This window comes from Brevibacterium sp. ACRRH (assembly GCF_022346365.1).
GTDB lineage: Bacteria > Actinomycetota > Actinomycetes > Actinomycetales > Brevibacteriaceae > Brevibacterium > Brevibacterium paucivorans.
In genome coordinates this window covers 211,639-224,635 of sequence record NZ_JAKRMN010000002.1, presented here as the reverse complement: position 1 = coordinate 224,635, position 12,997 = coordinate 211,639, and the positions used below count along the sequence as shown (strand labels likewise).

The window sequence follows — 12,997 nt, the reverse complement described above, 5'->3', positions numbered from 1 at the left end:
ACCGAAGGGAACTCCACTCCGATGAAGTCCAACCACGACGACCAACCGGGAGGCAGCGGCCTGCTCCTCGGAGCCGGGGCCGCGCTGCTCATGGTCGCCTGCTGCGCCCTACTTCCCTTGCTCCTCGCCGGTGGTCTGCTGGCCAGTGTCGGCGGGTTCCTCGGCAACCCCTGGGTGATCGGCACCGGCATCGCCGTCCTGGTGCTCGCGGTCCTCGCGACCACGCGGCGCCGCAGCGGCGGCAACAACGCCAGGCATGGCTGTTGCCCGCCTGTGAACTCCACCCACCCCAGCGACACGAAGGACGACCAGAACCGATGACGCTTACCCGCACCCGCCGCGCGACCCTCTCGGTCGCCGGCCTCCTGCTTGCAGGCTCCCTGGCTCTGACCGCCTGCGGAAACACCGACGCCACACCAGCCGCAGATGCGGGCACGCCAGCGGCGGTTACTAGCATCGACGGCCAGATGGTCAGCCTGCCCGCCAGCGGGAAGCCGACCGCGGTGTTCTTCTTCTCCGTCGGCTGCGGCGAATGCGTTGAAGGCGTCCGCTCCCTCGGCGAGGCCGCCACCGCTGCCGAGAAGTCGGGTGCTGGGGCGAGCTTCCTCGCCGTCGACATGGACCCCGGCGAGTCCAAGGAGACCATCGAGGGATTCATGGAGTACGTCGACGCCGAACACGTCCCGGCCGCCATAGACGAGGGTGCCGCCTTGTCCCAGCGATTCGACGTTGCCGCCCTGTCCACCCTCATCGTCATCGACGGCGACGGCAAGGTGACCTTCCGTGCCACCGAGCCCGACGCGAAGACGATCACCGCCGAACTCGTCAAGGCCGGAGCCTGATCCATGGGCGGATTGCTCAGCCTCGCCTTCGCCGCCGGCATGGTGGCGCCGGTCAACCCATGCGGGTTCGCGCTGCTGCCGGCCTGGATCAGCCAGACCCTCGGCGACGCTGACGCCTCGCCCGTCCCGGTGCGGCTGCTGAGGGCCCTGCGGTCCGGAATCGCACTGGCGATCGGGTTCGCCGGCACCCTCGCAGCTGCGGGCCTGCTGGTGAGCGCCGGGGCTCGGGGCCTGATCCAGGCAGCGCCCAAACTCGGTCTCGCCGTAGGCGTCCTACTGGTGCTCCTCGGCCTGTGGATGCTGGCCGGCCGTTCGATCTCCGTGCGGTTGCCCCGGATCACCGGCCGAGCAACCGAAGGCCTCCGCCAACCGCCCGGATGCTGGTCTTCGGGATCGGCTACGCCCTCGCCTCCCTGTCGTGCACCTTCGGAGTGATCCTTGCTGTCATCGCCCAGGCACAGGCCACCGCCAGCTACGCGGGGCTGCTGCTGGTCTTCGGTGTCTACGCCGCCGGCTCAGCCAGCATCCTGCTGCTGCTCGCACTCGCGACCACCGCCGCGGGTACCGGCCTAACCCGCCACGTCGCACGCCTCGGGAGTTATGGCCCCCGGATCACCGGCGCCGTCTTGCTGCTCACCGGCGTCTACCTCGCGTGGTACTGGTGGCCCGCCGCCACCGCCGACAACAACCTCGTCGCGACCGGCCGTGCCGGCGGTGTCGCCAGGCTCTCAACGACCCTGTCCGGCTGGGTTCAGGCTCACACGGCGCCGATCGCGGCGCTCGCGGTCATCTCCCTCCTCGTAGTACTCGCCCTTGGCGCCGCCCATAGGCGGCGTCGAGCCAGTTCCGAATCGCCGGAGGCCTGCTGCGACACCACGAACGTCGGGCTCGGCGTGTCAGGCGGCGACCACGAGGGTCAGTAGCCGACGGCTGAATGGGGGGCTTGGTCCGGGACTCAGCGACTCGACTGGAACATTCTTCGAAGGACGTGCATGACTCACCGCAACTCGCCACTGTCAGTCGAGGGACGTCGGCGGCTGGTCGAGCGTTGCAAGACCCGGCCGATCGCTCACGTGGCAGCTGAGATGGGAATCTCCCGCGCTACCGCGTCAAAGTGGGTCCATCGCCATCGTGAGTTCGGTGAGGTCGGTCTGCTCGACCGCTCATCGACGCCTAAGCAATCCCCGACAGCCACCCCCAACGTCGTTGTTCGCGAAGTCGAACGCATGCGGCGCGAGCACAAGTGGTCAGCGGCTCGGATCACGTTCGAGCTCGAACAGGTCGGCATTCAGATCAGTCGGCGCACGGTGAGTCGCATCCTCACCGACCTGCAGCTCAACCGGCGCCGCTTCATCGACCCGACCGGGGAAAGTAACCGCGAAGCGAGGAAGATTGTCGCTCGGTGCCCCGGCCACATGGTTCACCTGGACGTCAAGAAGGTCGTCCGAATCCCCGATGGCGGCGGATGGCGGGCTCATGGCAAGGACAGCCCGGAAGCTCGCGCCGTCGCGCGGACGAAAACCCGCGGCACGCGAGCCGGCTACGTCTACCTCCACTCAGCGATTGACGGCTACTCACGCCTCGCGTACACCGAGGCTTTGCCGAACGAGCAGGCCGCGACGGCCGTTGCGTTCCTCGCGCGAGCGCGGGCATGGTTCGCGGCTCATGGCATCACGCACATCGAACGGATCGTGACCGACAACGGATCCTGTTACCGCGCCTCAGCGTTCGCCGATGCACTGGCCGGGTCGCGGCACCAACGGATCACGCCCTACACGCCCCGCCACAACGGAAAGATCGAGCGGTACAACCGGATCCTTGCCGAAGAGTTCCTCTATGCACGGACATGGACCTCAGAAGACGAACGCGCCAACGCCCTCGAGCGCTGGAACCTGCACTACAACTACCACCGCCCGCACGGTGCCGCGGACGGTCAGCCGCCGGCCACGCTCGTGCCAATTCGCGTCAACAACGTCCTGGCCTCATACAGCTAGGCGTCCCACGAACGGAACACACACTGCGTGGATCGCGTGGGCGCCCAGGAGCAAGCCCAGAATCTCGTGCGACTTGATGCCCACCTGAGTGCTCAGGTATGTAATCGAGAAGGTCACCACCAGGTAGTAGTGAATGTTCTCCACCAAACGCAGGCCCATAGCGCAGAACACTCCGCGAGGGTAGCGCTTAAACACTTCGAAGAAACCGTAGGACTTGTCTTCGTGGTGGATTTCTTTTTGGGCTTCTTGGAAGATCGGGGCGTCCGACACTCGGGTGCGAATGTACCAACCGATCAGCACAATAACGGCGGAGAGCCAGAAACCAATGCGCCAACCCCATGAGATGAACTGTTCTTCAGGCAGAACTGCCGTGAGTACAAACAGAACAGCCGTTGCCAGCAGGTTACCCAGGGGCACTCCCGACTGTGGCCATGAGGACCAGAACCCGCGACTCTCTTTAGGCGAGTGCTCGGCGACAAGGAGAACGGCTCCGCCCCATTCGCCACCCACGGCAAAACCCTGAACAAAGCGCAAGAGAACCAAAAGGATCGGAGCGATCGCACCGAGCGCTGCGTAAGTTGGCAAGCAACCCATCAGGAATGTCGAAACACCCACCAAGATGATCGACAGTTGAAGCAGTTTTTTACGTCCGTGCTTATCGCCAAAGTGACCAAACACTATTCCGCCGATAGGGCGGGCGATGAAGCCGACTGCGTAGGTTGCAAACGCGAGAAGAATAGGTGTGAGCGGGTCGTCGGCTGGTGGGAACAGAATCTTGTTAAACACCAAGGTTGCGGCCGAGGCGTACAAAAAGAATTCGTACCATTCGACGACGGTACCTGCCATGGATGCCGCAACAACGCGCGAAAGCGTGCTCGTATCGGCCGTCTTTTGAGTATGCGTGCTCATTGAAACTCCATCACGTCATTGTGCACACGCACATGTATATAGATGTTGTACATAAAGCTAACCCCACAAGCCATGTGATGTCAGCAACTTCACGCACTACTAATTCGCAGAGCCAGTGTGCTTATGTGCGCAGAGGGTTACCTCTTCTGCGCCTTATTCAAACGTTCGAGCATTTCGTTGTAGGCGCGAAGTTCCGAGTCGCCTGTGCGGTCTTCCGACCTGTCTCGGCGCTTCGCTTCACGTTCGGACTGCTGGTTCCAGTGGATCGCAGCAATAATTGCCATGAGCAACGTTGGGATCTCACCGATTCCCCAAGCGATACCGCCACCAAGCTGCTGATCGTCTATCGCTGCAATCCATTCTTGTCCAATGTTTCCAAACCAATCGCCTTCGATGAGTGTTGTAGCACCCATAATCGAGATACCGAAGAACGCGTGGAACGCCATAGTGATGAGCAAAATGAGGAACGAAATCGCTGGTGGATAACGCTTAGTTCCTGGGTCAATACCCACAAGGGCAGCAGAGAACAAGTACCCGGCTGCTAAGAAGTGAATGATCATAATCTCGTGGCCCACGTGTGTTTTAAGTGCTGGCCACATGAGACCACCCCAGTAAAACACCACCAGGGAACCCGCAAAGTTGATTGACGCGACAATCGGGTGGGCCCAAAACCTCAAATAGCGGGAGTGGATGAGAAGCAAGATCCACTCGCGGAAACCTCGGGACCCATCTTGCCGAGTAGGGGCCGCCCGCATGAGGAGCGTGATTGGCGCGCCCAGAACCATGGGCAGGGGAACCACCATGACCAAAAGCATGTGCTGGATCATGTGTCCAGAGAACAGCACGCGACCGTACACTACGGGACCACCGCACGTCACGTACACCAACAGCGCCATACCGGTAATCCACCAGATCACTCGCATAACGGGCCATTCGCCGCCCTTCTTACGAATCGCCAGATAGCCGCGAATGTACAGGTACGAGGCGCCTACCGCGACGACCAGCCACAGCGGGTCCCACAGCCACTGGGTGAAGTAGTTGGAGAACGTGGGTTCCGGGGGAAGAGACTCATAGGACAGAATTTCCGCCGGCGTGGGAGCTGGAGGTGCTTCCTGGGGAATGGGTGGTTGCGATCGAGCCAGTGCGATCCCAGCCCCCAACGTTGCTGCCAGGAGCGCCGTTTCAACCAGGAGAAGTCGCCAGAACTCGACCCGTGCCGACACCTGGTCAGCGGTGGGTTGAGCACCACGCTTCGCACGAAGCTGAGCTCGCGTGTTGAGCGACTCACCCAAACGCCCGATCACAAACTTCCTGTGCCACAGACCAATCACAGCGACTGCGATGGTGGCGACGGTTTTGGCGATGATGAGCATGCCATAAGGTGTTTGCCAGTCGCTCAAGGATTTCACGCGCAGAATTGCGTTCATGAAACCCGAAAAGCCCACCACCAGAACCGCGGCCAGGGCCAGCTGCGAGTAACGTTCCACGATGTTGCGCAGATCGGCCCGGTGAATCAGGCGAGGCGCCAAGAGCGCCAACACCAGGATTCCACCCACCCACATGATGACGGCCAAAAGGTGCAGGCCCAGACTGTTGACAGCCTGCGTGTGCCCGGACGCTCCAACCGTGTGACCCATGAGTGCCAATGGGATGAGGGGGAAAAGCGAAAAAGCGGTGGCCCATGCAATACCGGCAAAACTCCGCACCGCGAAAATCACCGTGGAAGTGACAGCTGAGGCGAGGACAATCGTGAGCCACAGCCGCCCCGAATCCACCTGGCTCACGTACTGGCCCAACTGTGCAGAAAAGTTGCCAGCATACGCTTGTCCGCCGGCGGTTGAGACATAGGCCAGCACCAACACCGCAACACCGGCCACAGTCCACACAACGGATGCCACCTGCGCGATCTGCACAGACCCCAGCCATGCCAGGTCGAGGTCTTCTTCACGTGTCGCACTTTTCTTGCGATCTCGTGGCACAGAATCTGTGCGAGGAAACACCATGGAGGCCATGATGAGGCTTGCCACAGTGAGGGTCATCGCTGAGTTAAAGACGAATTTAGCAACCGGCAAACCAAGCCTGGCTAGTGGTCCGGCATCACCGATGAGGGTGGGTGCCCACGCCCCGGTGAGGACCATCGCAGCAGCCCCACCCAGCAAACCAAATACCACGTAAATGGGCATGACCCATGTGCGTGCGCCCTTTCCCGAGGCGGTCGCGGTGGTTTTCGTGTCAGTCCGGGTGGTCAGTGTTGTCATTCAGTGAGTGTTGTCGTTGAGTCAGAGGTGGTCGTTAGTTGAGCGTGTAGTTGAGGCGACGGTCGTCCAGCGCGGGGAATCGTTCGCGGCGGGCCTCGGTCGCGTCGAGGTCAATGGTCGCAGTGATGATGGTCTGCGCTTCGCCTGCTTCTGCCAACGGTAGGCCAGCAGCGTCGAGAATCACCGAATGCCCACCCATCTGCGTGCCACCGTGGTATCCGGCGGTGTTGACCGCGACGATGGGGAACAGGTTTTCAATGGATCGGGCGAGCAAGAGTGCAGACCATTCGCGCACGCGGGGTGCCGGCCATGCAGCCGGGATGATGAGGCCTTCTGCGCCCTGTGCGACCATTTGGCGGAACAGTTCTGGGAACCGCAGGTCGTAGCACGTGGCAAGTGCGAACTTGGTTTCCCGGCCGTCGATGTTGAGCGTGGGAATCACGATTTCGGTTCCGGGTTGTAAGAGTTTAGGCTCCCCGGACCCGAACCCGAACCGGTGGATCTTGCGGTAGGTCGCCTGGATCTGCCCGTCAGGGTTGATAAGGACAGAGGTGTTCCACAGTCCGCGTTCGTCGTCAGCAAGCACTGGGAGGGCTTTGACGTCATAGTTGGCGTCTTTGAGCCGGTCCAGCGCGTGGGGGCTTGCTTCGATGATGGATCCGGCGTGTACATATGCGCCCACTGAGCGCGCAGCGTGGGCGATCCGTTCGATCACAGGGCCGTCTACTGCTTGAGCTGCCTTACCCCACTTGGTGTAGTCGAAACCTGTGGGCGCCCACAGTTCTGGAAGAACGATCAGATCAGCTTCACGTTGAGATTCCACCATGTGGGTAGCACGCTCAACGCGATCCTCGAGGCTTTCACTGTCCGAATAACCGAGCTGAATAGCAGATACTCGCATGCATACCAGGATACCGCGCCCAGTTTTGGCACCCAGCAACCACCTCGGCGGGAAACAAAAGTTGCTCCCCACCAAGAGGCGGGGAGCAACTCAACACAAAACCGTGGAGGTTTACATATCAGGGCTTGCCAGCAGCAGCCTTGAGCTTGGAGCCAGCCGACAGCTTAACGGAGTAGCCAGCTGCGATCTGGATTTCTTCACCGGTCTGTGGGTTACGACCCTTGCGAGCTGCACGTTCGGTGCGCTCAACGGAGAGCCAGCCAGGAACGGTGAGCTTTTCACCCTTGGAAACAACGTCTGCGAACGAGTCGAAAACGCCGTCGAGGACGTCAGAAACCTGCTTCTGGGTGAGGCCAGTCTTTTCTGCTACTTCAGCTACGAGTTCGCTGCGGTTCTTAGCCATGTAAGTGTTCTCCTCTTATAGGACGGTTAATCGGCTTCTCCGATAGTAACGGAGTTCAGACTACCAGCTCGACTTAGTAACACCAGGGAGTTCGCCTCGGTGTGCCATCTCGCGGAAGCGAACACGGCTGAGACCGAACTTACGCAGGTAACCGCGTGGACGACCGTCTACCTGGTCGCGGTTGCGCAAACGCACTGGTGAGGCATCGCGAGGAAGCTTCTGGAGACCCAGGCGTGCTTCTTCGCGCTGTTCGTCTGTGGAGTCGGGGCTGACGAGCTGACGCTTCAGTTCAGCGCGACGCTCCGCGTAGCGCTCGACGATTTCGAGGCGCTGCTTATTACGAGCGATCTTTGACTTCTTAGCCATGAATTAGCGCTCCTCTCGGAAATCGACGTGCTTGCGGACCACTGGGTCGTACTTCTTGATGACGAGACGGTCGGGCGTGTTGCGACGGTTCTTGCGCGTCACGTAGGTGTAACCCGTGCCAGCGGTTGACTTGAGCTTAATAATTGGGCGTACGTCCTGTGCTTTTGCCATTAGAGCTTCACTCCCTTGGCCAAGAGTTCAGTGACAACCGCGTCAATTCCGCGGCGGTCGATGATTTTGATTCCGCGTGCGGACACGGTCAAGGTGACGTTGCGACGCAGGGACGGTACGTAGTACTTCTTCTTCTGAATGTTCGGATCAAACCGGCGCTTGGTGCGGCGGTTCGAGTGGGACACATTGTGTCCAAAACCGGGGGTGGTCCCGGTTACCTGGCAGACAGCTGCCATGTCTCTCCTCCAGTTCACTAATTAGACATCAGGTTCACCGGGCCGAATCCTTCACGCGAAAGCATGACTATGGTTTCTTGCGGTGATGTGTATGCCCGGTGAGGGCCGTGTTTAAGCAAGTTGGATGGCTCGCTTAAAACAGATGTCACACCAGCGGGGAAAAGCTGATGGCCTGTGAGAGAGGGCCGAGCTCGTTGTTCGCCGTGTGAGCACAGTTGACCATTGGTCAACACAACAGTCATTCATAATAAGTGGAAAGCCACATACCCCGCAAGTTGGCACATGACAACTCAACACGCCACGGGTGGGCTTCGTTGGAACGGGGTTCGCCTGCGACACACGCGTATTACTGGCCGGTAGTTGCTCATTGCACCAGGGCGTGCAAAAGTTGAAAGCATGCACAACGGTGACGGCTCACGGCCTCGGATCCGTCCAGCAGTCAGCAATCGGTTCGACAACTCGTCCTACTACGAGTACCTCGAAAAGCAAACCGCGAACTCGGATCAACAGGCCCAACCTGCTCAGCACAGGCGGGTCGCACAACCGTCCCAGAACTCACAGCAACAACCCGCCCCACACCCGCAGAAGCAGCAGCAGGGGCCATCACACGGCCAGCCGGAGCCGGGCAATCAGCAACAACCGCCTCGGCGATCTAAGACCTTTAAGTGGCTCACTGGCATCGCAATACTTGCGATCGTCGCGCTTGTTGTCACGGTGGGTTTCGTGCTCCTGGGCCCAAACAAAGGTGTGGAGCCCACAGCACCTCGGTCGGCCCCCACAACAGAGCCAAACGACTCAGCAAGCTCTTCCCAAGAAAGCGAGTCCCCCAACGAACGAGCCAAGAGCGAGCTCGAAACAATTGTCGCTGATAGCGAAGCTGAGCTGAGCAAGCTTGAAGAGAAGTGGGTCATACAGTTGTCCGCCAAACGCCCCGGTGAGGGCACCGGTGACGACGAGTGGAACTACGCAAAAATTCTGCAAGAGTACCGCGACAACGAAAAGCAGTACGGCAAAGTCGCCATGCTGAAAAGTGAAAAATGGTCGTCGTTCCGAGTCAAGGATTTCTGGGTGACGGTCATTCCCACCGGGTACGACTCCCCCGAACCGGCGTTGGAACAGTGCGAAGAGTTCAAGCTCGACCGCGATAACTGCTTTGCTAAGCGTCTCAGCCACACGAAGGGCCCAGACGGCTCCACCAAACTGCGCGAATAGACGCCTGCCGGCCACACAGACACACATAGACGCTGCCGGCTAAAAACGAACAAACACATGTGGGCCACGGGAATCAATCCCGCGGCTCACACACGTAGTTAGCAGAGTCGCCCTAGCAAGAGCAACTTTGGCGCACTCTTACACCATCAGAAGCGTGGGGTCTTCCATGACGCGAGCTACGTCGGCCAAGAACTTCGAAATCACTTCGCCGTCGACAACTCGGTGGTCGGCGGAGACTGCCAGCGTGGTGATTTCGCGTGGCACGATGTCGTCGCCCACGACCCATGGGCGCTTGCGGACCTGGCCAAAGGCCAGGATCGCTGCTTCGCCCGGGTTGATAATAGGAGTTCCGGTATCGATTCCGAACACCCCAATGTTGGTGATCGAGATGGTTCCACCCGCCTGAGCCGCCGGCGTGGTCTTCCCAGCCCGCGCGGTGCGGGTGAGCTCGCCCAGTTCGGTAGCCAGCTGGCTCAGTCCCATGGCGTGCGCGTTCTTGATGTTTGGCACGATGAGTCCGCGTGGCGTGGCTGCCGCAATGCCCAGGTTCACGTACTTCTTCACGACGATCGAGTCACCGTCAAGAGCCGAGTTGATCCGCGGGTTGCGCGCAACAGCCCAGCACACAGCCTTGGACAGGATGAGCAGTGGCGAAACCTTGACGCCTTCACCCAGAGTTTCGTTGGCCTTGAACTTCCGCACCAGGTTCATGGTTTCGGTGACGTCCACGTCCACAAATTCGGTGACGTGCGGAGCGGTGAACGCGGAGTCGACCATGGCCTGGGCCATGAACTTGACGACTCCCTTGAACGGGATGCGTTCTTCCGTGCCGTCCAAAGCACCGCTTCCAACCGGGGTAGCCGCCTGGGCTGGGCTTTCCGTGGCTCCCTGCGCCGAGGTGGTTCCATGGTTAAGCACGTCATCGCGAGTGATCTGGCCGTTGGGTCCAGTTGGCGTGACGTCGCCCAGGTCGATTCCCCGGTCCTTTGCCAGTTTGCGCACCGGCGGTTTGGCCAGCGGCTTGTCCGGTGTTGAGGTGCGGGTCTCCGCGGACGCGCTTGGGGTGGCTGCGGGTGCCTCCGGTGCTGGCGCCGGGGTTGCTTGTGCCGCCGAGGTGTCCGCAGCTGGCGCTGCACCTCCCTTGCGTGGGCGACGCTTCGTAGAGCTGGCTTTGGTTCCGTACCCCACGAGGTTGGGGCCACTTTCCTCATCGCCCGCGGACTGGGTTTGGTCGACGTCCTTGGCGGTGTCGGGGGTTGCTGCTCCCTGGGCTCCACCGAAGCGGATGATGGGCGTGCCCACTTCCACGGTTTCGCCTTCTTCCACCAGGATCGCTTCAATGGTGCCGGCCTGTGGGCTGGGGAGTTCGACAAGCGATTTAGCGGTTTCGATTTCGACCAGGATTTGGTTGACGGTCACGGTGTCGCCGGGGGCTACTTTCCACGAAACGATGTCAGCTTCAGTGAGCCCTTCTCCGACGTCGGGAAGGTTAAATTCGTTAGACATGTAGTCCTCTCAGTATGCGAGGGCGCGGTCCACGCCATCCAGGATGCGGTCGAGGTCAGGGAGGTAGTGTTCTTCGAGTTTGGAGCCCGGGTATGGAGTGTGGAATCCACCCACGCGGATGACGGGTGCTTCCAGGTTGTAGAAGCATCGTTCGGTGATGCGGGCGGCAATTTCTGACCCCAGCCCCAGGAACACAGGTGCTTCATGGGCGACAACCAGGCGTCCGGTGCGCTTGACGGAGTCTTCGATCACTGAGAAGTCGATGGGGTTGAGACCACGAAGGTCAATGACTTCGAGTGTTTTACCTTCTTCTTCCGCTGCTGTGGCCACGTCCATTGCGGTGGGCACAAGTGGACCGTAGGTGACCAGAGTGAGGTCGTTTCCTGGGCGCACAATCTGCGCGCTGTATGGGTCCAGACCACGGTTTGCTTCGTCCACATCGCCACGCAACCAGTAACGGCGCTTGGGTTCGAAGTACATGACCGGATCGGGGCTGTGGATCGCTTCTTGGATCATCCAGAAAGCGTCGTGCGCGTTGGACGGGCTCATGATTTTGAGTCCTGCGTGGTGTGCAAAAACAGCTTCTGGGCTTTCCGAGTGGTGTTCGGGGGATCCGATTCCACCGCCGTAGGGCACGCGAATTACGACAGGCAGGTTTTCTGCGCCACGGGTGCGGGCGTGCATCTTTGCCAACTGGGTGACGATCTGGTCGTACGCAGGGAAGATGAACGCGTCGAACTGGATTTCTACTACCGGGCGGAAGCCACGCTTGGCCATCCCGATTGCCGAACCCACGATCCCGGATTCAGCCAGTGGAGCGTCAATGACGCGGTGCTCACCAAAGTCTTTTTGCAGACCTTCAGTCACACGGAAAACTCCCCCGAGCTTTCCAATGTCTTCACCGATCAGCACAACCTTGGGGTCGTCTTCCATGGCCTTGCGCAGACCGGCGGTAATGCCTTTTGAAAGGGGCATTGTTGTCATCGTTAGTTGTCCCCTTCTACGTCTTCAAACGAGGCCAGGTATTCCTTGTATTCGCGCTGCTCTTCTTCGATCATCGGGTGTGGTTCCACAAAAACCGAGTCGAAGATTTCGTCAACCGGTGGCGGTTCCATGTTGACGCACGCGCTTCGGATGCGTTCTGCCAAGGCATCAGCTTCGTCATCGATTGCAGTGAAGAATGCTGCGTCTACGTCGTTGGTGTTTTCCAGGTACTTACGCACACGCAGGATTGGGTCCTTGGGCTTCCATGCGTCGACCTCGGCGGAGTCGCGGTACTTGGTTGGGTCGTCGGCTGTGGTGTGTGCGCCCATGCGGTACGTGTATGCCTCGATGAGCATGGGGCCCTGTCCTGAACGGATGCGGTCGGCGTATGCGCGGCACACGGAGTACACAGCCAGGATGTCGTTTCCGTCCACGCGCACACCTGGCACACCAAATCCCTGACCACGGGTGTAAAGAGGGACCGAGGTCTGCACCGTGTTGGGTTCGGAGATGGCCCACTGGTTGTTCTGGACATAGAAGAGGACTGGCGACCGGAAAGCACCCGCGAAGGTCAGCGCTTCAGAGACGTCACCCTGACTGGTGGCACCGTCACCACAGCAGGCCACGGCGATGGTGTCGCGGTCCATGTCACCGGTTCCAACTGCGCCGTCCATTTGCACACCCATGGCGTAACCGGTCGCGTGCATGACCTGTGAACCGATCACGATCGTGTACACGTTGAAGTTATTGTCCTTGGGGTCCCAGCCGGAGTGGTTCTGTCCGCGGAAGATTCCCAACAGCGTTTCTGGTTCGACACCTCGGCACCATGCGACACCGTGTTCGCGGTAGGTGGGGAAGACGTAGTCTTGTGGGCGCAGTGCGCGTCCCAGTCCGATCTGCGCGGCTTCCTGACCCAATAGTGGCGCCCACAAGCCCAGCTGGCCTTGGCGTTGGAGGGCGTTGCCTTCGGCGTCAACGCGACGGATCAATACCATGTCACGGTAGAAACCTTTGAGGTCGTCAACGGTGAGTTCGTGAGCGTATGCGTCGAAATCGCTGTTGGGTACGCGAGTTCCGTCGGGCGTCAACATCTGGACTACATCGTCCACACCCATTGTTGGATTAGACGTCGATGTCATGCCTTCTCCTTAGCGTCAGGGCTGGGTCTTGGGTTAAGTCAGCCAAACGTGGTGGACTATGCAGCTTGTGGCGCGC

Annotated in this window: 15 protein-coding genes and 1 pseudogene; 6 read left to right on the top strand and 10 right to left on the bottom strand. The window is 60.2% G+C overall.

What is annotated here, in order from left to right; genetic code table 11:
• Nucleotides 1–21: 21 nt before the first annotated feature.
• The 5 genes from MHX53_RS03255 to MHX53_RS03235 all read left to right on the top strand — a co-directional run bounded on the left by MHX53_RS03255 (nucleotide 22) and on the right by MHX53_RS03235 (nucleotide 2,836).
• Complete coding sequence (locus MHX53_RS03255; RefSeq protein WP_005882715.1) at nucleotides 22–321, top strand: hypothetical protein; 300 nt, start codon at nucleotides 22–24, stop codon at nucleotides 319–321.
• Nucleotides 318–842, top strand: a complete 525-nt coding sequence (locus MHX53_RS03250) for a TlpA disulfide reductase family protein (RefSeq protein ID WP_005882713.1) — start codon at nucleotides 318–320, stop codon at nucleotides 840–842. Before MHX53_RS03255 ends, MHX53_RS03250 begins: the two co-directional genes overlap by 4 nt.
• A 3-nt stretch (nucleotides 843–845) precedes the next feature.
• A complete protein-coding gene (locus MHX53_RS03245; protein WP_005882711.1) occupies nucleotides 846–1,277 on the top strand; it encodes a cytochrome c biogenesis protein CcdA in 432 nt (143 codons plus the stop codon).
• Nucleotides 1,274–1,765: a cytochrome C biosynthesis protein gene (locus tag MHX53_RS03240; protein ID WP_239271270.1), complete on the top strand. Its 492-nt coding sequence runs from the start codon at nucleotides 1,274–1,276 to the stop codon at nucleotides 1,763–1,765. Before MHX53_RS03245 ends, MHX53_RS03240 begins: the two co-directional genes overlap by 4 nt.
• 69 nt (nucleotides 1,766–1,834) lie before the next feature.
• Complete coding sequence (locus MHX53_RS03235; RefSeq protein ID WP_005882707.1) at nucleotides 1,835–2,836, top strand: IS481 family transposase; 1,002 nt, start codon at nucleotides 1,835–1,837, stop codon at nucleotides 2,834–2,836.
• On the opposite strand, the pseudogene MHX53_RS03230 reads toward MHX53_RS03235, so the two are convergent.
• The 7 genes and pseudogenes from MHX53_RS03230 to rpmB form a co-directional block, all read right to left on the bottom strand.
• Nucleotides 2,831–3,745: pseudogene (locus tag MHX53_RS03230) on the bottom strand (MFS transporter); the annotation flags it as partial. The gene MHX53_RS03235 and the pseudogene MHX53_RS03230 overlap by 6 nt on opposite strands.
• 137 nt (nucleotides 3,746–3,882) lie before the next feature.
• A complete protein-coding gene (locus MHX53_RS03225; RefSeq protein WP_005882703.1) occupies nucleotides 3,883–6,003 on the bottom strand; it encodes a cytochrome c oxidase assembly protein in 2,121 nt (706 codons plus the stop codon).
• Nucleotides 6,004–6,037: 34 nt separating this feature from the next.
• On the bottom strand, nucleotides 6,038–6,904 hold the full coding sequence (locus MHX53_RS03220) for a nitrilase-related carbon-nitrogen hydrolase (RefSeq protein WP_040347848.1): 867 nt from the start codon (nucleotides 6,902–6,904) through the stop codon (nucleotides 6,038–6,040).
• 118 nt (nucleotides 6,905–7,022) lie between these two features.
• Complete coding sequence (locus MHX53_RS03215; protein ID WP_005882699.1) at nucleotides 7,023–7,307, bottom strand: HU family DNA-binding protein; 285 nt, start codon at nucleotides 7,305–7,307, stop codon at nucleotides 7,023–7,025.
• 60 nt (nucleotides 7,308–7,367) lie between these two features.
• On the bottom strand, nucleotides 7,368–7,673 hold the full coding sequence (gene rpsN, locus MHX53_RS03210) for a 30S ribosomal protein S14 (protein WP_102239482.1): 306 nt from the start codon (nucleotides 7,671–7,673) through the stop codon (nucleotides 7,368–7,370).
• Nucleotides 7,674–7,676: 3 nt separating this feature from the next.
• Nucleotides 7,677–7,844 (bottom strand): 50S ribosomal protein L33, encoded by a 168-nt coding sequence (gene rpmG, locus MHX53_RS03205; RefSeq protein ID WP_005882695.1) that lies wholly within the window; start codon nucleotides 7,842–7,844, stop codon nucleotides 7,677–7,679.
• Nucleotides 7,844–8,080, bottom strand: coding sequence for a 50S ribosomal protein L28 (gene rpmB, locus MHX53_RS03200; protein WP_102239481.1), 237 nt, complete (start codon nucleotides 8,078–8,080; stop codon nucleotides 7,844–7,846). The genes rpmG and rpmB overlap by 1 nt, the downstream gene beginning before the upstream one ends.
• Before the next feature lie 396 nt (nucleotides 8,081–8,476).
• On the opposite strand from rpmB, the gene MHX53_RS03195 reads away from it, so the two are divergent.
• Nucleotides 8,477–9,292 (top strand): hypothetical protein, encoded by an 816-nt coding sequence (locus tag MHX53_RS03195; protein WP_239271269.1) that lies wholly within the window; start codon nucleotides 8,477–8,479, stop codon nucleotides 9,290–9,292.
• Between the two features lie 138 nt (nucleotides 9,293–9,430).
• Here the strand turns inward: MHX53_RS03195 and MHX53_RS03190 are convergent, their stop codons facing one another.
• From MHX53_RS03190 to pdhA, 3 genes are read right to left on the bottom strand one after another with little or no spacing between them, the layout of a single operon-like run.
• Nucleotides 9,431–10,798: a dihydrolipoamide acetyltransferase family protein gene (locus MHX53_RS03190; protein ID WP_239271268.1), complete on the bottom strand. Its 1,368-nt coding sequence runs from the start codon at nucleotides 10,796–10,798 to the stop codon at nucleotides 9,431–9,433.
• Between the two features lie 9 nt (nucleotides 10,799–10,807).
• The gene (locus MHX53_RS03185) at nucleotides 10,808–11,782 is read right to left on the bottom strand and encodes an alpha-ketoacid dehydrogenase subunit beta (RefSeq protein ID WP_239271267.1); all 975 of its coding nucleotides are present in this window, start codon (nucleotides 11,780–11,782) and stop codon (nucleotides 10,808–10,810) included.
• Between the two features lie 2 nt (nucleotides 11,783–11,784).
• The gene (gene pdhA / locus MHX53_RS03180) at nucleotides 11,785–12,921 is read right to left on the bottom strand and encodes a pyruvate dehydrogenase (acetyl-transferring) E1 component subunit alpha (RefSeq protein ID WP_239271266.1); all 1,137 of its coding nucleotides are present in this window, start codon (nucleotides 12,919–12,921) and stop codon (nucleotides 11,785–11,787) included.
• Nucleotides 12,922–12,997: the final 76 nt, after the last annotated feature.